Below are 22,123 nucleotides of genomic sequence, written 5' to 3' on the forward strand. Positions count from 1 at the left end.
TCTGAAATTACGTTTCGTAGGTTGATTTATCTCTGGCCGATTTGGTTAACCTGGCATAAAAGAAACCATCCCCCTCATCAGGATGAGGAAGATTCTGTTTACCAAAGGTGTCTGTCACTTTAGTTTTTATAAGTTGTGCATCCGGCTGACGTTGCAAAAATGATGCAATTTGCTGCTGATTCTCTTCCGGTAAAATGGAACAGGTGGCATAGAGCATCAGCCCTCCTCTTTTTAATTTCGGCCAGATAGCATCCATGATCTCCGCCTGTAATCGCGCAAGTTCGGTGATATCACTGTCTCGACGTAGCCACTTGATATCGGGATGGCGGCGGATCACGCCGGTGGCAGAACAAGGCGCATCAAGCAGGATCCGATCAAATAATCGGTCACCACACCATGCCTCGGGGCTGCGACCATCACCCATTTTGACCGTGGCTTGTAATTGCAGACGTTGTAAATTTTCTTTAACACGCTGTAATCGCTGTTCATCAATATCGACAGCTAATACCTGAGCATTGGGTGCGACCTCAAGAATATGAGTAGTTTTTCCTCCTGGTGCAGCACATAAATCAAGGATTTGCTCACCATTTTGTGGATCAAGTAGATCAACACACCCCTGTGCTGAGGCATCTTGAACGGTGATCCAGCCAAGCGCAAAACCGGGCAGACTGTCGACTGAACGAGGTACGATCAGACGGATCGCATCCTTATAGGAAGGATGAGCTTGTGCCTCAATTCCCGCCTGTTGCAACAGTGCTAAATATTCACGACGAGACTGATGGAGCCTGTTTACTCGTAGCCACATGGGTGGTTTCTGATTATTCGCTATTAGGATTTGTTGCCATTGATGCGGATAAGCCATTTGGATGCGATTGAACAACCAGCTAGGATGCAAATAGTGACTTTCGTCGTTGCTCGTCTGCTCTATTCGTTCCAACAACTCGATCTGTTGGCGCTGAAACTGGCGTAATACACCATTGATCAATCCTTTTAATTGTGGCTGTTTCAGCGCAGTGGCGGCGGCAACGGTTTCAGATAACACTGCGTGAGCGGGGATCCTTGTATAAATTAGCTGATAGAGGCCGATCATCAGCAAATAATGAAACACACGCTGTTTCCCTGACATCGGACGCGTCATTAATTGTTGAATACAACATTCAAGTTTAGGTAAAACACGTAACGTGCCAAAGCACAATTCTTGCAACAACGCACGATCTTTGACAGAGACACTCTGCTGTGATCCTGGTAGCACAGTATTCAGTGATTTTCCTTGATCTAATACCTGACTGATTGCTTTAGCAGCGATACTACGCAGATTGTAAGTGTTTTTCATAGCCAAGCAGAAACCATTATTCGAGTTGATTCCCAACGGAGAACCATTCGCGTCGAGAATTTAGCAAATCGGCGGCTGACATCACCTTTTTACCTGCAAGTTGCAGCTGTGTAATATTAAGTACACCGTCAGTGGTCGCAATTTGAATACCATTGCTATCGGCATGGATAACCGTACCACGAGGGGTGTTCGACTGATTTATTGCAGGTAGCACTTCCGCCTGCCAGACTTTTATCCGTTGTTGGTCAACAGTAAAGTAACTGACAGGCCATGGATTAAATGCGCGAATGCAACGTTCCAGCTGAGAAGCAGAAAGTGACCAGTCGAGCTTAGCCTCTTCTTTACTTAATTTTGCTGCGTAAGTAACCTGTCTTTCATCCTGTTTCTCCCCCTGTACACTGTCATCAAGTTGCTTGAGTGTGTTCAGTAACCCCGCCGATCCCAATTTTGCCAATTTGTGGTACAAAGTAGCACTGGTGTCATCGGGCTGTATACCACAGGCGACCTTATGCAACATATTGCCAGTATCTAATCCAACATCCATGCGCATGATAGTGACACCGCTTTCTTCATCACCCGACCACAACGCGCGTTGGATCGGGGCAGCACCACGCCAACGTGGCAGCAAGGAGCCGTGGACATTAATGCAACCTAGACGCGGCATAGCCAGTACTGCTGGGGGCAAAATCAGACCGTAAGCAACCACTACCATAACGTCAACACGCCAACGGGTAACAAGATCGGAAACCAATTGCTGATTCTCTTTCAGGCGCAACGACTTTGGCTGATACAGAGCAATATTGTGCTGCTGCGCTAATACCTTTACAGGGCTGGGTGTTAATCTATTTCCTCTGCCCGCTGGCCGATCAGGTTGGGTGAACACACCAACGATTTGATGCTTGGAAGACAGTAATACGCTAAGGTGATGCGCTGCGAAATCAGGTGTTCCTGCGAAAATAATCTTTAAAGAATCACACACTTAAATCTCCTGAATGAGACCTTTAGTTATCTCGTGCTGCAAGCCTTGCCATTTTATCTAGCTTCTGGCGAATACGCTGACGCTTAAGCGGTGATAAATAATCGACAAACAGCTTACCTACCAGGTGATCCATCTCATGTTGAATACAAATGGCTAATAGACCATCAGCGTCGAGATCAAATGATTTGCCTTCAATATCCAACGCCCTGATCGTTACCTTTTCAGCACGTGGTACAAGTGCGCGCTGATCAGGGATAGACAAGCAGCCTTCTTCAATGCTTGTCTCACCACTTCTGTGCAGCAACTCAGGGTTGATTAAAACCCAAGGTCGATTAGATTGCTCTGGAACATCATTTTCATAACGATCACCAACGATATGAATCACAATAATCTGCTGATGGATATCGACTTGTGTTGCTGCTAAGCCAATACCTTCTTCCTTATACATGGTTTCAAACATATCATGCACGATACGCTGGATTCCAGCATCCACTTTTTTAACCGGTTCTGCAATTGTGCGCAGTCGCTCATCCGGGAAACGTAATATTTTTAATGCTGACATAAATATTTAGATCTGTGTCTGAGAAATGAAGAATATTCGATCCCCATTCTAGACATTTTTACGCTCAATTGACAGCATCACTCATTGAAAGAATTTATCTGTGTGTATAGATTGTTCTAAGTCTATTCAGAATTTCCGTGAATGCCGCTTCGTACCACACAGCGGTTTATGTAGTAGGTCTTATGGGCGCAAAAAGTGCAGTTTATTCTTTGTATACCCTTCGCCTTTCAAGTTACGGTGGCGTTGGCTGCTCGCACTCATCCCAGTCATGTACTACTTGTACACTCCTGGGATTCGATTGATTGCCGCCTTGCCGTAACTCGAAATTCATTGGGTATATACAATAAAGGGAGTAAATGAGCATTTTGAGCGTGTTTTTGACGACGTATTAGTGAGCATAAGAGATTTCGAATAGGCTCATAAGAGGAGTGGGTATGATAATAGCAGAAATATGGTTACGGATAAGCATGGTCAAAGGAATAGGGGCGGTTAGAAGTTGCACCATTGCTGAACGTTTAATCTATTACTCTGATGTTCACCCCGATGTGTTAATGGCTGCAGGATTGAATAAGTTGCAAGCTCAGCAATTTATCGGAGCTAATGACCAGTATATTGCCTCAACTTTAGCCTGGTTGGAGGATCCTTCTCACCATATGCTGATTTATGGGCATCTCGACTACCCAGAGCGGTTAAGCCATATATCTTCTGCACCTTTGCTGCTTTTCGTTACGGGGAATATTGCTGCTATTTCCCGACCGCAGGTGGCAATGGTAGGTAGTCGTAGTTTCAGCCATTATGGTCGGCGTTGGGCAAGATATTTTGCTTCGGAACTAGTACAGCACGGTTTAGCTATTACCAGTGGGTTAGCTCTTGGTATCGATGCAATCTGTCATCAATCTGCATTATATTCTCAAGGGGAGACCATTGCGGTACTTGGTAGTGGGCTGAAAAATATCTACCCACACCAGCATGATGAATTAGCTCACCGTATTGTGGAACAAGGGGGTGCTCTGGTTTCTGAATTTTTAGTCACTTCATCGCCGTTAGCAACACATTTTCCACGGCGTAACCGGATTATTAGCGGATTAAGTTCTGCGGTAGTCGTGGTCGAAGCTTCGCTTAAAAGTGGTTCTCTTATCACGGCCAGATATGCATTAGAACAAGGGCGAGATGTATTTGCGCTGCCAGGTCCATTAGATAGCCCAACAAGTGACGGGGTACATTGGTTGATTCAACAGGGGGCTTATTTGGCAAATGATCCACGGGATATTGTTGAACAGCTTGAAGGGTCACTTCAGTGGCTATCTCTTAATAAGGATACTTCTCCGCCTTTTCCAGAAGAACAGCTTGAATTACCCTTCGTCGATGTATTGACTAACGTAGAGTATGAGGTAACGGCTGTTGATACTGTTGCGGAACGTGCCGGACAATCGGTGGCAGAGGTTGTGATCAAGCTACTTGATTTAGAGTTAGCAGGATGGATCAGCGCTGTGCCTGGTGGTTATATCCGAGTCAGGGGATGATATTATATACTCGTACTACGTAATGCCCTGTCTATACCCGTGATCAATGAAGATGCTTGATTTTGAAGTCGATAAGGATCATGCTCATAGCCATGAAAATAGAGCTGACTGCTGACCAGAAAATTACCCTCGAAGCCCAACATCGTCAAAGCCATGACCGCCGTGTCTGTGACAGGATCCGGTGTGTTTTGTTGTCCGCAGACGGCTGGACTCCCCCTATGATTGCTCACTCACAGCTCATTAATGAAACCACGGTGCGGCGCCACCTTACAGACTATCATAAACTCAACAAGCTCAAGCCTGAAAATGGCGGCTCCGATGGCTATCTCAATGCGGAACAGACCACGTCGCTGGTTGAACATCTCACCCAGCCGCTCTACCACCACAATCACCAAATTGTGGCGTATATCGCTGGACGCTGGAACATCACCTTTACCGTATCAGGTCTGTATAAAGGGTTGAAGCAGCATGGCTTTAGCTATAAAAAGCCGAAAGGTGTTCCGCATAAATTTGCCGTTGAGAAACAGCAGCAATTTATAAAGACCTACAGCGAATTGAAAGACGCCGCGGGTAATGACCCCATACTGTTTATTGATGCCGTTCATCCGACACAAGCCACCAAAATAAGCTACGGCTGGATACGAAAAGGCCAGGATAAAACGATAGAGACCACCGGGAGCAGAACGCGGTTGAATATCATGGGAGCCTTGAACGTCCAGAATGTGGCTAACCCCATAATCCGTGATGATGAGACGATTAACAGCGAAAATGTGGTTCACTTCCTGTCTGCCATTCGCGCGCATTATCCCATCACGACAACGGCACATGTGATCCTCGAGGGTGCAGGCTATCACCGTTCACAGCTTGTGCAAGACGCCGCGCTTACGTTGAATATCCAGCTTCATTACCTTCCGCCGTATAGCCCGAATCTAAACCCGATAGAGCGATTGTGGAAGGTGATGAATGAGCAAACACGAAACAATAGATATTACCCATCTAAACAGAGTTTTAAGAACGATATCTTAAACTTCTTTGAAGTGAAGCTACCACAAATGGCAAGTTCTCTGGTATCTCGCTTAAACGATAATTTCCAGGCGCTAAATCCTGCATCTTGATTTCACTTGGGTATAGATAGCAAGTTCTTTACACGGATCCGTCACCCATGTACTATCTAGATAGTACAAAAGCCTCGTTTACATTAGAGCTTATCTAAAATTGAAATCATCGTAAAAACAGTGTTTAGGAGCTACACATGTCAATGATTGCGTCCTCGTCTTCGCTGCGGCCATCCATTCTTGGCGGTGCAATGATTGTCGCCGGTACTGCTGTCGGCGCCGGTATGTTTTCGATTCCTATTGTCACCTCGGGTGTGTGGTTTAGTGGTGCCGTACTGCTGCTAATTTACACTTGGGCATGTATGTTTATTTCCGGCTTGATGATCCTGGAAGTGAATCTTAACTACCCAATAGGCGCTAGCTTTCATACTATGGTACGGGATCTGTTAGGCAAAATGTGGAGTTCAATCAACGGATTGTCTATCACCTTCGTACTCTATATTTTGACGTACGCCTATATTTCTGCGGGTGGTTCCATTATCACCCACACGCTTGGCAAAGTAATCGGTGTTAACCAGACAGAAGCTGGTCTTATTTTTGCCTTGATCGTAGCCTTTATTGTTTGGTTATCTACCCGTGCAGTTGACCGTTTAAGCACTATTTTAATCGTTGGGATGCTAATTAGTTTTGTTTTATCAGTCAGTGATATGTTTACTCATGTTAAAATTGGGGTGTTATTGAACCAAAACGATCATAGCGCTAGCTATTCACCGTATGCACTGGCTGCTTTACCTTATTTATTAACCTCTTTCGGCTATCACGGCAATGTCCCCGGATTAGTAAAATATTATCGAAAAGACAGTCGAGCGGTGGTGTTCAGCCTGTTTTTCGGCACGTTGATCGCTTTGATGATTTATATTCTGTGGCAGTATGTGATTCAAGGCAATATAGTTCGTGAAACCTTTAAGCAGATCATCGCCGACGGAGGAAATATCGGTAGCTTACTCGAGAGGATGGATGTCATTTCTGGTAGCTCGATGACCAAACAGTTGTTGAATGCTTTTTCCTATATGGCACTGGCAAGCTCATTTTTGGGGGTATCACTCGGCTTATTTGATTACTTGGCTGATTTTTTTAAATTTGCTGACCATGGTATGGGGAGAGTTAAAACCGCACTGTTGACTTTTGTACCTCCTACGTTAGGTGCTTTGTTATTTCCTAATGGTTTTTTATATGCGATTGGTTTTGCCGGTTTGGCGGCTACTATCTGGGCGGTGATCGTCCCGGCACTTATGGTTCATGCCAGTCGCCCTCGTTTTCCATTAATGGGTTATAAAGTACCAGGTGGTAAGACTGTAATTGGTTTTATTATTATTTTTGGTTTCACTAATGTCGTCATTCATATTGCTACTTCATTGAGTCTGTTACCAATTTATCAATAGCTAACATTACACGACACTCAAAAATAGTTCGTTAATCACACACAGTAAATAATATGACCTGTGTGATGTAATCTGGGTTTTTATTAACATATATTAAATGTTAATGTAAATTTCACAATTGACTTATATTATATCTGCACAATTTAATTTTGATTAGCACACAAATATGATCAACTCCGTAGATTTACTCCTCAATGTGTCCGTTAGGCAATCAAAATTAAATCGCGCAGATATATTTCCAATGGAGGATATTATTAAAAAATAAAGTGTAGAAAATAAAAAGATGAATTATATTTTGCTTGTATAATAGGCAGAAAAATACGACAGAACACCACTTTTCAGTCATTATTGATCAATACGTTGCCTATTTATTTCGACCTGTCTGTTGTGAAAAGACTGTTCATTACCTGAAATCAAGGTGCACAGTAAGCTGAGTTGTACATATCAGTCGATGAGATGTACCAATTAATCACGTGGTATTTATCTTCAGGATACTCAATCATTCGTACCAATAAACTAAAGACTAGAAACTTACGGCCAAACACTTGCTCAAACGCCGCCCTGGACATCTCTTGTGATAATGCCTTTTGTTGCACCTATAACAATCATTGATGATTGTTATACACCACGCTGTGCTGCATATTAAAAAGCTTTTTTTCACGATGATAGCCTATTTTTAAACTTGAGGTGAGCTATGGGTAATGAACGGAGATATACAAAGAACTATTCATATCGTCAGCAAGCTTTATACACAAAGGAGAGAAAGAGAGAATTTAACACTGAAAACGCGACTTAAGCGATTGAATCGTAAAACAAGAGGATACTCAAAATCCGAAAAAATTCACGATAAGGTTATTGGGATATTCATTGAGAGGGAATACTATTTGTGATACCTGGACAACTTATTGAATACATGACCGAAGGAAAAGCCGTTTGAACCTGTCATCCCTGCCGTTTTTTCCACGCCTGAGCGTCTTCCAAAAAGATTTCAAATAGACTCTAAGAAAAATTAGAAAATGTTTTATTCAAGGATATCAATATGACCACTGCAAACAACCTAAGCGCAGTAGCAACAACGTTGGAAGAAGATGCTAGAAATAATCAGCGACAGCAGGCTCAAAGAAATAACGTAGTACTTACCGGAAAACGCGGACGAGATAATTACATTATCAACAAAGAAGGAAATACAGGTATAGAAATTATTATCAACAATGATGGTAATACGCCTTTGGATGATTTGTCCGTGGCATTCGCACAGGATACTTTGCAATTGCAATTCCCGATTGAGCAAATACACCTACACAAGCAAGGTGACGATATAATATTTAGTCACCGCAGTTCACCAGAACAGTATCCCAGAATACGCCTCCTCAATTTTATGGCTCATGAGCGTTACCGCCATCTGTCAATAATGGACGAAAATAGTAGGCTTTATGATCTCGTCGTTGACGCAGAGGATCACGTGTTGCTGATGCAACGCCAAATTAATAATGGTGATAATAACCTGATATTACACAACACCACCGCTACAACGGGTATCAGCCTACATGCAGGGCCAGGCCATGATACAATTATTGATAAAAGTGGGGGGAGTAATACTCTGCATGGCGATGATGGCAATGATATGCTTCTGGCCTGGTCAGGCAATAATGCACTGTTTGGAGGGGCTGGCAATGATCGGTTGGTTGGTGGTACTGGACATGATGTTCTCTGTGGTGAAACAGGTAACGATACATTGGTAGGTAATGCTGGCAACGACATTATGGTAGGAGGAGTAGGCGACGATATTTACCTATTTGCTCGTGGAGATGGCCATGACAGCATCCTAGAGGATGGCGGCACCGACAGCTTGGTGTTCACGTCCAGGGAGATTACCAGAGAAACATTATGGTTGAAAAAAGACGGCGATAACTTGCGGATACAAGTCAATGGCGCAAATTCAGGTGACACAGTAACGGTTCTAGGCTATTACGATAATCCAAAAAATAAAATTGAAATGATAAGCGTCGAGAGGTATCAGCTAGCTGGTGATAATATTGATCGAATGGTTGAGGCAATGTCTACTTTTACTTCTTCAGAGAGTATATCAGCAGCAGGTAATATCAACTTACAAACACATATTAACAGCTTGTGGATAGCCACATCAAACCCATGATATAGCTATGCAATTTAATTTTGATTAGCACACAAATATAAGTTACTCCGTATATTTACTCCTCAATGTATCCGTTAGGCAATCAAAATTAAATCTCGCCGCTATAGGATAATCCCGGCTGGAAAAAATCACCAAAACCGATGATTGTGTCTGATAGTGAGAAAAAGATGGAAGAAGGAAATGTAACTACCGCATCTACTGGCTGGGCAGAGAGTGAGTTTGGAATAGTCGATTTTTGTGCTCCACTTTTTTAACCATCCAGGATACGAATACGAAGGCTGGAATAACAAAGCGATTGCCCAAGCATTACGTATTCATGAAAAAACAGTGAGGCAACCTGTAACGGATTGGCTCTCAGACGAAAAATTAAAGCCTAAAAATGGCGGCTCGTATAGTAAGTTGAGCGTGGATAATTCTTCATTACTTGAAAAACATATTGAGAGCACAACTTACACCTGCGTCATGGATATCTGTGCTTATGTTGACATTGACGCCGTACCTTCAAGTTGAATGGGTATATCTCTGGAAGAATTTATTGTGATCAGAGAGGCAGAAAACAAAAGGCAGCCGTGGGATAGGTTTAAGCATGGACTTGGCCTTACTTACGAGTCAGCGGGTAGGGGATATCCAACGGATGAAATGGCAAGGAACGTCGCCTTCATTCCACGAAATCCGAAGTTTATACCCAATGAATTTCGAGTTACGGCAAGGCGGCAATTAATCGGAACCCAGGAGTGTACAGGTAGTACATGACAGGGATGAGTGCGAGCAGCCAACGTCTCCGTAATTTGAAAGGCGAGGGGGGTATATCAGCGAGGCTGTATAGTGAAGCCAGAGATAAGGATTTTGTACAAAAATTACTGGGACACAAACCCTCTGCCATGACGAACAAATACCACGACAGCAGAGGAAGTGAGTGGGACGAAATTTGATACAAACTATGATTTTTTTGGTTATCGAGTAAAACGTTAAGGTATGAGATAATCCACTGGCATTTTGGCCTAATTTCGATCGATTGTGACTTTTTGTTTTTAATCCATTGATTTTTATCATAAACAAAATACTTATACTATGTCTACTATAGATTCTGAAATTAAATAACCTATCGGGATGAGAACTTTTATTCAGCTAAACATGAATAGGTTATGTTAACTTGCTTATCGGTGTGTAATTAAATTAATATAAATTGAGCCCACTATAAAGCTTAGTGAGATAGGCACTGTCGAGGCATACGAAGCAAGGTGATCCTGATATACGAATCATTAGGATCGCACGTAAAGCAAGTTCAAGCGCTCCTCAGTAGGTTTTACAAGAGAGCTGTTTTTAGTAATAGCGGTTAGTTGGCTAAATCAAGGAGGGCATTATGGCTATTAAGTTGATTGCAATTGATATGGATGGAACCTTGCTGGATCCACATCATACAATTACTCCCGCAGTAAAACAGGCGATAAAAAAAGCACAACAAAAAGGTATTTATGTCGTGTTGGCTACAGGGCGATCCTATATTGGTGTGCAAAAACATCTGTGTGAATTGGAGATGAATAATGGCCATAATTATTGCGTTACTAGCAATGGTGCACTGGTACAAAAAGCAGCTACCGGCGAGTGTATCTCGCAGGAGACGCTGAGTTTTGAAGATTATCTCTATTTTGAAGGATTAGCGCGCGAATTAGGTGTCCATTTTCATGCTGTTGATTTTAACTCTTTATATACCGCAAATACGGACATCAGCAAATATACGGTTCATGAAGTATCGCTGACGGGTATCCCATTGAAATATTGCAGTGTTAACGACATGGATACTCGCTCACGTTTTCCAAAAGTTATGATGGTTGATGAACCTGAATTGTTAGATAGAGCGATCGCTCGTATTCCTGCAGAAGTATCTGAGCGTTTTACTCTCATGAAAAGCGCAGATCACTTCCTCGAAATCCTGCATAAAGGAGCGAATAAAGGTCTTGGTGTACAAGTGTTGGCAGAATATTTAGGGATTGCCCAAGAAGATGTCATGGCATTGGGTGATCAGGCTAATGATGCTGCGATGATCGAGTATGCGGGTATCGGTATTGCGATGGGAAATGCTATTCCCGAATTGAAAAAGATTGCTCAGCATATCACCCTTAGCAATGCTGAGGATGGTGTAGCCTATGCAATTGAGAAGTATGCTTTAAATTAAAATCCTATACTGACTCAACTATCTAGATATGATATAAGGGCCGCCTTATTTTTTGATGGCACTTTTATTATATTGTAGGAATATTATTATGGTTACTCTTCATACTAATCACGGCGATATTGTTATTAACACTTTCGGTGGCGAAGCATCGACTACCGTGGAAAATTTCCTTACATATTGCCGTCAAGGGTTTTATAATGGCACTATTTTTCACCGTGTTATTGATGGTTTTATGATCCAGGGCGGTGGCTTCGAACCGGGTATGGCAGAGAAACCCACTGGGACTTCAATCAAAAATGAAGCCAATAATGGCCTGAAAAATGCCCGTGGTACCTTGGCAATGGCTCGTACTAACGATCCACATTCGGCTAGCTCTCAATTTTTTATCAACGTTGTTGATAATGACTTTCTGAATTTCCGTTCAGAGAATGCTGGTGGTTGGGGCTACTGTGTCTTTGCAGAAGTCACTGAAGGCCTGGACGTAGTGGATAAAATCAAAAGTGTAAAAACTGGTGATAGAGGTATGCATCAGGATGTACCCGAAGAAGACGTCATCATTAAAAACGTGACCGTCTAGCGCATAACTGTTGCGAGGATGAAAACGCTTTTTATTGCAGATTTGCACCTCAGTGTTCAACAACCGGCGATTACCGCCGGTTTTATGCGTTTTTTACAGTCTGAAGCTATTTATGCTGATAGCCTGTATATTTTGGGCGATCTTTTCGAAGCCTGGATTGGTGATGATGATCCTAACCCACTTTACCGACAAGTTGCCAGCGCGCTCGGATCTCTGCAACAACAAGGTATTCCCTGCTATTTTATCCATGGGAATCGTGATTTCTTACTTGGAAAGGATTTCGCTGAAGAAAGTGGGATGACTTTGTTAGCTCAAGAAAAAGTCGTTACCCTATACGGTCGTAAAATTCTGCTTTTACATGGAGATACACTTTGCACTGACGATATTGACTATCAACGTTTTCGTCGTAAAGTACAGAGTCCGCTAATTCAGAAGCTGTTTCTATGGTTGCCGTTGGGTATACGTCTGCATATTGCCGCGAAGTTACGCCAGCACAGCCAACAAAGTAATACGGGCAAATCGGAAACTATTATGGACGTGAATCAGCAGGCCGTTATTGATACATTACAACGTAATCATGTCGATTGGATGATCCACGGGCATACCCATCGTCCAGCAATCCACTCCGTTGAACTACCGAAAACCGATTTATCTACGACCAATTTACCTAAGATGGTGGCTCATCGAGCAGTATTAGGCGCGTGGCACGAGCAAGGTTCAATGATCGAAGTCACGGCGGAAACGGTTGAACTGATCCCGTTTCCACTATAAGAAACCCTAAGAGCCTGTTCCAAATCTTTTTCGCTGTGCTAGAAGAGGAAAAAATGGGCAAAAAAGCGCAGTTTACTTTTGTATACAACAAACTAGGGAGTAACTGAGCATTTTGAGCGCGTTTTTGACGAAATATCAACGAGCACAAGGGATTTCGAACAGGTTCTTAACACACCGGTTCTGGTCGACACCAGTACATTTATAAACCCCAAAAACAACAGGAGCCTTATATTCATGCTAGCCAATCTCAACTCGGCTTATCCAGCCGGGGTTAAAGTTGCCATTGTCATGGGATCCAAAAGTGACTGGTCTACGATGCAATGCTCTGCTGGTTTACTTACTGAGTTGGAGATCCCATTTTATGTTGAAATTGTCTCCGCACACCGCACACCGGACAGATTATTTAGTTTTGCCGAAAAAGCCAAAGAAGCAGGTCTACATGTGATTATAGCTGGGGCTGGTGGTGCGGCTCATCTGCCGGGTATGTTGGCAGCAAAAACGCTTGTGCCAGTATTAGGTGTTCCACTACCAAGCACGGTATTGAACGGTATGGATAGTCTTTATTCGATTGTGCAGATGCCGCGAGGTGTTCCTGTAGGAACTCTGGCTATTGGCGAAGCAGGGGCCGCTAATGCTGCATTATTGGCGGCACAAATTTTAGCGCTGCATGATAAATCTATAGCAGAACGCCTTACCTTATGGCGTAAAACGCAAACTGAGGAAGTGCTCAATAATGCAACTCCGAGGAAAAACGCATGAAACCGGTTTGTGTTCTCGGTAACGGTCAGCTGGGGCGTATGCTGCGCCAGGCTGGTGAACCTTTGGGAATCGCAGTCTATCCTGTTGGTCTGGATGCTAAACCAGAGACAGTACCCTACCAGGAAAGCATCATCACTGCTGAAATTGAACGTTGGCCGGAAACGGCTTTAACCAAAAAACTGGCAGAGCAAGAGACGTTTGTTAACCGTGATATCTTTCCATGCTTAGCTGATCGCATGAGGCAAAAAAAATTACTGGATGATCTTGGCTTAGCGACAGCACCTTGGCTGTTGTTGGAAAATGCTGAGCAGTGTGCAGAAATATTTACCACTTTTAGCCAATTCGTCATTATTAAACGCCGGGTCGGTGGTTACGACGGCCGTGGTCAGTGGCGTTTGCGTCAGGGTGAACAATGCTCGCTGCCGCAAGATGTCTATGGTGAGTCCATTGTTGAACAAGGGATAAATTTCTCCGCTGAGGTGTCATTAATTGGTGCCCGTAGTAGTAAGGGGAAGTTGGTGTTCTATCCATTGACCGATAATCTACATGAAGAAGGCATTTTACGTATTAGTGTTGTCCGCCCTCAGTTGAATGAGAAGCTGCAACAAAAAGCCGAAACCATGTTATCGACGATTATGGAAAAACTGAATTATATCGGTGTGATGGCAATGGAATGTTTTATCGACGGTGATAACCTATTGATTAACGAATTAGCTCCCCGTGTCCACAACAGCGGTCATTGGACACAGAACGGGGCGTCTATCAGCCAGTTCGAATTGCATTTACGGGCGATTCTCGATTTGCCATTACCAAAACTGGTAGTCAATAGCCCATCGGTGATGGTTAATTTGATCGGTATTCCCATTAACCCTGCATGGTCATCACTGCCACTGGTACATTTACACTGGTATGAAAAAGAAGTGCGGGCAGGCCGTAAATTAGGTCACTTGAATCTGACAGACCCTGACGTCAAACGGCTATCTGGTGTACTGACAAAACTGGCTCCATTATTACCAAATGAATATCAGCGCAGTTTAAGCTGGGCGATACAAAAATTATGATCTGCGCCAGGATCGTGACTAAAGCCCAACGATACACTTGACTGCTAAATATCGTCATCAGTTCTGTGCATTGTTATGTTGATTTTAGTGAGTAATGCGAAGTAATTTGCAATTTTTATCACCGTTTGGTTCTGTCAACGGCATTTTGTTAGGTATTTCACTACCTGTCACGTAGTATGGAAGGAAATCTATCTATTTTGACAGGACGCTAAATATGTTGACTGCTATTCCAATTCTTATTGCCATCGCCCTGATCGTGATGTTCGGCTCTGTTAAGATTGTGCCACAAGGCTATCAGTGGACGGTAGAACGATTTGGTCGTTATACCAAAACGTTGATGCCTGGTTTAAATATTGTTGTCCCATTTATAGATCGTATTGGTCGAAAAATCAATATGATGGAACAAGTACTGGATATTCCTTCTCAAGAAGTTATCTCCCGCGATAATGCCAATGTTGCTATTGATGCCGTTTGCTTTATTCAAGTTATTGATCCGGTAAAGGCGGCTTATGAAGTCAGTAATCTGGAGTTGGCGATCGTTAATTTGACCATGACAAACTTTCGTACGGTATTAGGCTCTATGGAGCTGGATGAAATGCTATCTCAACGCGATAATATTAATAGTCGTTTACTTCATATTGTCGATGAAGCCACCAATCCTTGGGGTATCAAAATTACCCGTATTGAGATCCGTGATGTCCGCCCACCGACTGAACTCATTTCGGCGATGAATGCACAAATGAAAGCAGAGCGAACCAAGCGAGCCGATATTTTGGAGGCTGAAGGTGTACGACAAGCTGCAATTTTACGTGCTGAGGGTGAAAAACAGTCACAGATCTTAAAAGCGGAGGGAGAACGTCAATCAGCATTTTTACAGGCGGAAGCCCGGGAACGAGCGGCAGAAGCAGAAGCACGAGCCACTAAAATGGTATCTGAAGCTATCGCTGCCGGTGATATACAAGCCATTAATTACTTTGTAGCACAAAAATATACTGATGCTTTGCAACATATTGGTTCCGCCAATAATAGTAAGGTGATTATGATGCCACTGGAAGCCAGTAATCTAATGGGAGCCATTGGTGGTATCAGTGAACTGATTGCCGAGAGTAAAAATCACCGAGGAAAATAAAGCCGCGCTACTTTCTCGTGTTTTGGAGCCTATTTGAAGTCGTCGTGAGTGAAATACAATTTTGGCTATCTTGGGCAGGCTGACCTCTGCCTTTTGGTTTCATTTACTTTATACTCAAATTGTGGAATTTGATTTGCGTAAGGATCGATATTCAATAGCGGCAAAATTATTAACTTTGACTAAACTGGTTAGAGGTATTTAGCCAACGAGAAAGGAACAGTATTATGGCAAACGGCTACTATGAAATTAAAAAAGCGAAAGATGGGCAGTTTTACTTCAATCTGAAAGCCGGTAATGGCGAGGTTATCCTTACTAGTGAGATGTATCGCAGTAAGGCTTCGGCGTTGAATGGTATTGCCTCTGTACAAATTAACTCCTCTGGCAGTGAACAATATGAGCAGAAACGTAATGTTAGAGAGGAGCCCTATTTTGTATTGAAAGCTAAAAATCATCAAATCATCGGCGTTAGTGAATCCTATAAATCCATAGATTCAGTACAGAAGGGCATTGCTTCTGTCATGAATAATGGTAAGACAACCGACATTCGCGATCGGGTATCGTAGAATACAATCTGCAAGGCGGCACAATGACCTATATTGTGGCTCTCACCGGTGGGATTTGCAGTGGGAAGAGCACTGTCGCTAATGTTTTTGCCAGGTTGGGTGTTCCTTTGGTGGATGCTGATATTATCGCGCGTCAAGTGGTCGAATCGGGTACTACCGCCTTGAGTAAAATTGTTGCTCGCTATGGATATCATATACTGCTCTCTGACGGCTCCCTGAACCGAGCGGTATTGCGGCAAAAAATATTCAGTGAGCAACGGGAAAAAAAATGGTTGAATTCGTTGTTACATCCCCTTATCCGGCAAGAGACAGAACTCAGAATTTCCTCAGCTAAAGGACCCTACGTACTTTGGGTTGTCCCCTTGTTCGTCGAAAATGGTTTATGTGGTAAAGCCAATCGAATGTTGTTGGTTGATGTTACTCCAGAAATACAATTGGCCAGGGCAATAGTGAGAGATGGCATAACTTATCAACAAGCAGAACAAATTTTAGCCTCACAGGCTTCGCGTGAACAGCGTCTGGCCTGTGCTGATGACGTTGTTGACAATAGTGGTGAGCCTGCGACCATCATTCAAAGTGTCACCTTTTTACATAAACAATATTTAGAGTTAGCGGCAGTGTTCCAATAGGAGCCTCATTAATGAGCGACTTTACCTCAACCAGATTTTTTGAATATCCGCTAAATGAAAGGATGCGTACATGGCTCCGTATTGAATTTTTATTACAACAATTAACAGGCCAAAAAAATTTAAATAATATTGCCAGCGCATTAATTTTTTTCCGTACTGCGTCAGATTTGATTGATGTCCTTGAGCGAAGTGAAGCACGTACTGAGCTGCTAAAAGAGTTGGAACGTCAGCAAAAAAAATTGGCGCAATGGGTAGGGGCACCCAATGTCGATACTACTTTAATTAACTCACTGCGTGACCAGTTAAAAGACTGCGCTGAGGTTCTGATGTCTACACTACGTATTGGCAAATCGTTGAAAGAGGATCGTTTAGTCAATATGGTTCGTCAGCGGCTGGGTATTCCCTGTGGCTGTTGCAGCTTTGATTTACCTATGTTACATCTGTGGCTGCATTTACCTCTAGAACAACAAAGTCAATATATCGATAATTTAATCAATTCATTGATTCCGCTATCTCAAGCCGTGACCATGATATTAGATTTAATTCGCCAGTCTGGTGTGCTGCACGCTGAAGAAAGCCAGAATGGATTTTTTCAGGGGAATGCTTATAACGCTGATCTGCTGCGCTTGCGTATTCCTTTACAATATCAACTTTATCCACAGGTTTCAGGTTATAAAACTCGATATTCCATTCGTTTTTTACCCTTAGATAGTGAAAAGGGTATAATTCCGGAATACTTCGGCTTCGAGTTAGCTTGCTGTTAGTTAGTGTATTATTTTTGTTCAGATTATCTCGATCTGTCTGTAGACGATAAAAGAGACTTCTTGCAGAACCGTATTTTTTATGCGAAGTCAAGACGGCTCTCTGTAACTGCAAGTACATGAGGATTGCAAGCGCCAGGTAATGCAGAATTTGCAGTATGTAGCTTGCAACACATGTGGTTTGTAACAGGTTATATCAGCAATCACAAAAGATTTCGAACGAATTCAATGAATTTTTAGGAGACAAAATGGTGTTAAATGAGATACAAGTTCATTGCCCGACTTGCGATAAAATCGTTAGCTGGCATAAAGGAAGAAGTCCCTATCGACCTTTTTGCAGTGAACGTTGCCGGCTCATTGATCTAGGTGAGTGGGCTAGCGGAGAAAAATATATTCCCAGCCAAGAAAAAGTTTCAGAAAGTGATGAAGATCAACGCTGAAGCTGGATGAGTGCCATCGATCATCCGAGCGCGCTTATACAGAACTTTTCTTTAGTCAATGTGCCATAAGGCCTCTTCCTTCAGGGAAAAAATCAGTCTGCACGCTCAACAATTAAACGCTTTGGTGCGACACGACCATTGTCATCAATGATGCCAATACCAATGAAATGATGCTCTGTACCTTCAGTGATGCGTACCATACCAGCAGAGGGAGCAGTAGAGGCCTGGACGGGCTGACCTTGTTTTACATAAGCAGCAACAATTGGCAGTAAATTGACTTCAGGAAAATGCAATACTGCACTCTCCATGGGTAATAATAATGTATCCAATGCCTGATACGGTGAATACTGTCCGGCTAATTCAGTTTGTGTCGATTCAATTTTTTCTGATTCAATAAGCATGCTCAATTGTTCTAAAGTCACCATACGTTGGTATGGATACGTAGCGACCTGCAAACGGCGTAATTGACTTACATGGGCGCCACATCCCAATAATTCGCCCAAATCATCAATAATGGTGCGAATGTAGGTGCCTTTAGAACAATGGATTTCCAGTTCTAGACTATACTCCTCTCTACGAATAAGTTGCAGATCAAAGACGGTGATAGTACGTGCCTCACGTTCTATTTCAATTCCTTGTCGAGCGTATTGGTACAACGGTTTCCCCTGATATTTTAACGCTGAATACATCGAGGGTATCTGTAAACTGTCACCCAGGAAACGTTGCAGTGCTTCCTCCAACTGAATCTGTGTAAAGATCGGCTTCCTTTCATTGATCACGAGGCCTTCCGCATCCGACGTATCCGTTCGCTGCCCCAAACGTGCAACCACACGGTAGCGTTTATCTGAATTGAGCAGAAATTGGGAAAATTTGGTTGCTTCACCGAAGCAAAGAGGCAGCATACCTGTTGCTAATGGATCTAACGCTCCGGTGTGGCCTACACGGTTGGCAGCAAAAATGCGTTTAACTTTTTGCAAAACATCATTTGAAGAGAGTTTTGCGGGTTTGTCTAACAACAAAATACCGTTAATATCACGGCCGCGGCGACGTGGGCGTCCCATTATGTTTCCTCGCTACCATCGTTGTGGCGTTCGCCGTTATGATGTTGATGGTCGCGCCGTTCGGCATCCTTTTTGACGACATCGGTAACGAGATTAGATATTCGCATCCCTTCCACCAAGGAGCTGTCATAAGCAAAGGTGAGCTCGGGCACCACACGCAAACGCATTGCCTTTCCCAATAAGCTACGGATATAACCAGAAGCATCTTGTAAGACTGTGATACCGTTAGTGACCGTTTTGGGATCAGCGTTTTCAGTTAACATATTCAAAAAAGTGACAAATACTTTGGCGTAAACGAGATCACGAGAAACTTCAACACTTGAAACTGTTACCATGCCTATCCGTGGATCTTTGATTTCACGTTGCAAAATGATGGCAATCTCTTTTTGTAGCTCTTGAGCAACACGTTGAGCACGGCTAAATTCTTTTGCCATTCGGGCTCTCCAAACAAGATGAAAGGGGAAAAAATACCCCAAATAATAGACCTCTTGTGAAAGCGTGCAGCTTTCACAAGAGGTCTATTATAAGTAACTCTGAGGCTGTTAGGCGATGGTGCGTTTAATTTCGATAGTTTCGAATACTTCGATCATATCGCCAGCACACACATCATTATAATTTTTAACACCGATACCACATTCCATACCATTACGGACTTCGTTGACATCATCTTTGAAACGGCGTAAAGATTCCAGCTCGCCTTCGTAGATAACAACATTGTTACGTAAAACACGGATTGGGCTACTGCGCTTGATCATACCTTCTGTTACCATGCAACCTGCAATAGCGCCAAATTTCGGTGATTTAAAGACATCACGAACTTCTGCCAGACCAATAATTTGTTGTTTATATTCCGGTGCTAGCATTCCGCTCATTGCCTGTTTGATTTCATCAATCAAACTATAGATAACGGAATAATAACGTAGATCCAGACTCTCGCTGTCTATCACTCGACGTGCTGATGCATCGGCTCGCACATTAAAGCCAATGATGATGGCATTAGAAGCGGCTGCCAAGGTTGCATCAGTCTCGGTGATACCTCCAACACCAGATCCCACAATTTTCACTTTTACTTCATCAGTAGACAGCTGCTTTAGAGCGTCACAGATAGCTTCGCAAGAACCCTGTACATCAGATTTTAGTACGATATTCAGTTCTGAAATCTCGCCTTCAGTCATGTTAGTAAACATGTTTTCCAGTTTTGATTTTTGCTGACGTGCTAGCTTAACCTCACGGAATTTGCCTTGTCGATATAAGGCCACTTCACGCGCTTTTTTCTCATCACGTACTACTGTTACTTCATCACCGGCGGCAGGAACACTCGATAATCCGAGGATCTCTACCGGGATAGAAGGTCCTGCAGAGAGGATCGCGCGCCCCAGTTCGTCACGCATGGCGCGTATACGACCATACTCAAAACCGCAGAGTACGATATCGCCTTTATTTAAGGTGCCTTCTTGTACCAATACAGTGGCAACGGGTCCACGACCTTTATCTAGGAAGGATTCAATGACCACACCACTTGCCATACCACTGTGGATTGCGTTTAATTCCAGTACTTCAGCTTGCAGAAGAATTGCATTTAGCAGTTCATCAATACCGGTACCGGCTTTTGCCGACACGTGGATAAACTGGCAATCACCTCCCCACTCTTCCGGCTGGATGCCGTGCTGAGATAATTCTGTTTTAACACGTTCAGGATCAGCCTCCGGTTTGTCTATTTTGTTAACCGCAACCACAACGGGTACTTGTGCAGCTTTAGCATGTTGGATGGCCTCAATAGTTTGTGGCATGACACCATCATCAGCTGCTACAACCAACACAACAATATCGGTAGCCTTAGCACCACGGGCACGCATCGAGGTAAAGGCTGCATGTCCAGGGGTATCCAGGAAAGTCACCATACCGTTCTCAATTTCAACGTGATAAGCACCAATATGCTGCGTGATACCGCCGGCTTCTCCTGCCGCAACTTTAGTCGAACGAATGGAATCTAGTAGCGAGGTCTTACCATGATCAACATGCCCCATTATGGTCACCACCGGTGCTCGTGATTCCGCAGCGACTCCGGTATCACGATCACTCATGAGCGCTTCTTCGAGCTCATTTTCGCGGCGTAGGATAACTTTGTGACCCATTTCCTCAGCAACCAACTGTGCCGTTTCCTGATCGATAATCTGGTTGATTGTCGCCATAGCTCCCAGTTTCATCATTACTTTTATGACCTGAGAACCTTTAACCGCCATTTTGTTCGCCAGTTCGGCAACTGATAATGTTTCACCAATGATTACGTCGCGGTTAACGGCAACAACCGGCCTATTGAAACCCTGTTGTAAAGTGCTTGGCTTGCGTTTATTTTTACGACCCACAGCGCGAGCCTCTTCCCGGTCGGCTTTAGATTCAAAAAGCTTATTGCCTTTTTTCTGTTTTGCCGCCTTACCACTCCGGCTACGACTACGGCGATCGCCTTCAACTTTAGCGTCGTTTTCATCTTCCGCTGCCCGCGCATGTTGTGAGGTTGTCACGTGATAATCAGCAGATTCAGCCTGTTCATCTACGGGTTCTGACCATTTACCTTCATTCTCTGCCGCCATTTTACGAGCTTCTTCAGCAACATGTTTCGCGTTTTCTTCGACCTTACGGTATGTTTCTTGTTCGACAGAGCGTTTTAATTCAGCAGCCTCGATCTCACGACGCGCTTTTTCGCTCTGCACGGGGTTATTTTTCTTGCTAGAAGAGGCTTGACGTGTCAATTTCTCTTTTTCCATTGCTTGCTTAGCTTTTCCTTCAGTAACTTTCTGCGCTTCGATCTCCGTTACAGATTTTGTTTGTTCTTCCGCCTTAACAGGTTCTGTCTCTGACGTGTTGATATAAGTGCGTTTTTTACGAACTTCAATTTGCACCGATTTATTTTTTCCACCGGTGCTCGGAATGCTTAAAGTGCTACGTATCTTACGTTGCAGAGTGAGTTTATTCGGTGCACTACCGTGTTCACGTTTTAAATACGCCAACAATGTTTCTTTCTCTTGCTGAGTAACAGAGTCTGTTTCAGATTTGTTGATCCCTGCCGCCGCAAAGTGTGCGACCAAACGTTCAACCGGGGTCTGAATCTCTGTCGCCAGTGATTTTATGGTTACATCTGTCATGCTG

23 protein-coding genes and 1 pseudogene are annotated in these 22,123 nt (G+C 43.4%); 18 read left to right on the forward strand and 6 right to left on the reverse strand.

All coding sequences use genetic code 11. The features are described 5' to 3' along the window. Positions 1-7: 7 nt before the first annotated feature. From rsmB to def, 3 genes are read right to left on the reverse strand one after another with little or no spacing between them, the layout of a single operon-like run. Positions 8-1,333: a 16S rRNA (cytosine(967)-C(5))-methyltransferase RsmB gene (gene rsmB, locus AAHH42_RS03470; RefSeq protein WP_342221690.1), complete on the reverse strand. Its 1,326-nt coding sequence runs from the start codon at positions 1,331-1,333 to the stop codon at positions 8-10. 16 nt (positions 1,334-1,349) lie between these two features. After that, positions 1,350-2,312, reverse strand: a complete 963-nt coding sequence (gene fmt, locus AAHH42_RS03475) for a methionyl-tRNA formyltransferase (RefSeq protein WP_072550355.1) — start codon at positions 2,310-2,312, stop codon at positions 1,350-1,352. 22 nt (positions 2,313-2,334) lie between these two features. Then, the gene (gene def, locus AAHH42_RS03480; protein WP_072550354.1) at positions 2,335-2,874 is read right to left on the reverse strand and encodes a peptide deformylase; all 540 of its coding nucleotides are present in this window, start codon (positions 2,872-2,874) and stop codon (positions 2,335-2,337) included. 434 nt (positions 2,875-3,308) lie between these two features. Between def and dprA the strand changes: the two genes are divergently transcribed. From dprA to yacG, 18 genes and pseudogenes are all read left to right on the forward strand, one after another. Further along, positions 3,309-4,397 (forward strand): DNA-protecting protein DprA, encoded by a 1,089-nt coding sequence (gene dprA / locus AAHH42_RS03485; RefSeq protein ID WP_342221691.1) that lies wholly within the window; start codon positions 3,309-3,311, stop codon positions 4,395-4,397. 92 nt (positions 4,398-4,489) lie between these two features. Beyond that, entirely contained in the window at positions 4,490-5,512 is a 1,023-nt protein-coding gene (locus AAHH42_RS03490; protein ID WP_342222006.1) for an IS630 family transposase, read from the forward strand. 137 nt (positions 5,513-5,649) lie between these two features. Then, a complete protein-coding gene (gene mtr, locus AAHH42_RS03495; protein WP_342221692.1) occupies positions 5,650-6,894 on the forward strand; it encodes a tryptophan permease in 1,245 nt (414 codons plus the stop codon). A gap of 728 nt (positions 6,895-7,622) precedes the next feature. Then, a pseudogene (locus tag AAHH42_RS03500) lies at positions 7,623-7,784 on the forward strand (IS1 family transposase); the annotation flags it as partial. Positions 7,785-7,933: 149 nt separating this feature from the next. Continuing rightward, positions 7,934-9,049: a calcium-binding protein gene (locus AAHH42_RS03505; protein WP_072549985.1), complete on the forward strand. Its 1,116-nt coding sequence runs from the start codon at positions 7,934-7,936 to the stop codon at positions 9,047-9,049. Between the two features lie 237 nt (positions 9,050-9,286). Next, on the forward strand, positions 9,287-9,559 hold the full coding sequence (locus AAHH42_RS14725; protein WP_072549984.1) for a hypothetical protein: 273 nt from the start codon (positions 9,287-9,289) through the stop codon (positions 9,557-9,559). A 76-nt stretch (positions 9,560-9,635) separates the two neighbouring features. Next, on the forward strand, positions 9,636-9,770 hold the full coding sequence (locus AAHH42_RS03515) for a hypothetical protein (RefSeq protein WP_275887666.1): 135 nt from the start codon (positions 9,636-9,638) through the stop codon (positions 9,768-9,770). Positions 9,771-9,798: 28 nt separating this feature from the next. After that, on the forward strand, positions 9,799-9,981 hold the full coding sequence (locus AAHH42_RS03520; RefSeq protein WP_072549982.1) for a hypothetical protein: 183 nt from the start codon (positions 9,799-9,801) through the stop codon (positions 9,979-9,981). 431 nt (positions 9,982-10,412) lie between these two features. Further along, positions 10,413-11,225 carry a sugar-phosphatase gene (yidA, locus tag AAHH42_RS03525; protein ID WP_072549981.1) on the forward strand — a complete coding sequence of 271 codons (813 nt, stop codon included), beginning with the start codon at positions 10,413-10,415 and terminating at the stop codon, positions 11,223-11,225. 88 nt (positions 11,226-11,313) lie between these two features. Further along, positions 11,314-11,802 (forward strand): peptidylprolyl isomerase B, encoded by a 489-nt coding sequence (gene ppiB / locus AAHH42_RS03530; protein ID WP_072549980.1) that lies wholly within the window; start codon positions 11,314-11,316, stop codon positions 11,800-11,802. A gap of 18 nt (positions 11,803-11,820) precedes the next feature. After that, a complete protein-coding gene (locus AAHH42_RS03535; protein WP_342221693.1) occupies positions 11,821-12,573 on the forward strand; it encodes a UDP-2,3-diacylglucosamine diphosphatase in 753 nt (250 codons plus the stop codon). A 234-nt stretch (positions 12,574-12,807) separates the two neighbouring features. Continuing rightward, on the forward strand, positions 12,808-13,332 hold the full coding sequence (purE, locus tag AAHH42_RS03540) for a 5-(carboxyamino)imidazole ribonucleotide mutase (RefSeq protein WP_072549978.1): 525 nt from the start codon (positions 12,808-12,810) through the stop codon (positions 13,330-13,332). Beyond that, the gene (purK, locus tag AAHH42_RS03545) at positions 13,329-14,393 is read left to right on the forward strand and encodes a 5-(carboxyamino)imidazole ribonucleotide synthase (protein ID WP_072549977.1); all 1,065 of its coding nucleotides are present in this window, start codon (positions 13,329-13,331) and stop codon (positions 14,391-14,393) included. Before purE ends, purK begins: the two co-directional genes overlap by 4 nt. Before the next feature lie 214 nt (positions 14,394-14,607). Beyond that, entirely contained in the window at positions 14,608-15,522 is a 915-nt protein-coding gene (locus AAHH42_RS03550) for an SPFH domain-containing protein (RefSeq protein WP_072549976.1), read from the forward strand. Positions 15,523-15,746: 224 nt separating this feature from the next. Continuing rightward, entirely contained in the window at positions 15,747-16,085 is a 339-nt protein-coding gene (locus AAHH42_RS03555; RefSeq protein ID WP_072549975.1) for a YegP family protein, read from the forward strand. Between the two features lie 23 nt (positions 16,086-16,108). Next, the gene (coaE, locus tag AAHH42_RS03560) at positions 16,109-16,714 is read left to right on the forward strand and encodes a dephospho-CoA kinase (RefSeq protein WP_342221694.1); all 606 of its coding nucleotides are present in this window, start codon (positions 16,109-16,111) and stop codon (positions 16,712-16,714) included. Positions 16,715-16,725: 11 nt separating this feature from the next. Continuing rightward, positions 16,726-17,478, forward strand: a complete 753-nt coding sequence (zapD, locus tag AAHH42_RS03565; protein WP_072549973.1) for a cell division protein ZapD — start codon at positions 16,726-16,728, stop codon at positions 17,476-17,478. 245 nt (positions 17,479-17,723) lie between these two features. Continuing rightward, positions 17,724-17,915 carry a DNA gyrase inhibitor YacG gene (gene yacG, locus AAHH42_RS03570; protein ID WP_072549972.1) on the forward strand — a complete coding sequence of 64 codons (192 nt, stop codon included), beginning with the start codon at positions 17,724-17,726 and terminating at the stop codon, positions 17,913-17,915. Positions 17,916-18,007: 92 nt separating this feature from the next. On the opposite strand, the gene truB is transcribed toward yacG, so the two are convergent. From truB to infB, 3 genes are all read right to left on the reverse strand, one after another. Continuing rightward, positions 18,008-18,976 (reverse strand): tRNA pseudouridine(55) synthase TruB, encoded by a 969-nt coding sequence (gene truB / locus AAHH42_RS03575; protein ID WP_342221695.1) that lies wholly within the window; start codon positions 18,974-18,976, stop codon positions 18,008-18,010. Continuing rightward, the gene (gene rbfA, locus AAHH42_RS03580; protein ID WP_072549970.1) at positions 18,976-19,410 is read right to left on the reverse strand and encodes a 30S ribosome-binding factor RbfA; all 435 of its coding nucleotides are present in this window, start codon (positions 19,408-19,410) and stop codon (positions 18,976-18,978) included. The genes truB and rbfA overlap by 1 nt, the downstream gene beginning before the upstream one ends. A gap of 108 nt (positions 19,411-19,518) precedes the next feature. Next, positions 19,519-22,119, reverse strand: a complete 2,601-nt coding sequence (gene infB / locus AAHH42_RS03585) for a translation initiation factor IF-2 (protein WP_342221696.1) — start codon at positions 22,117-22,119, stop codon at positions 19,519-19,521. Positions 22,120-22,123 lie beyond the last annotated feature (4 nt).

It is taken from the genome of Candidatus Fukatsuia endosymbiont of Tuberolachnus salignus, assembly GCF_964030845.1.
Classification (GTDB): domain Bacteria; phylum Pseudomonadota; class Gammaproteobacteria; order Enterobacterales; family Enterobacteriaceae; genus Fukatsuia; species Fukatsuia symbiotica.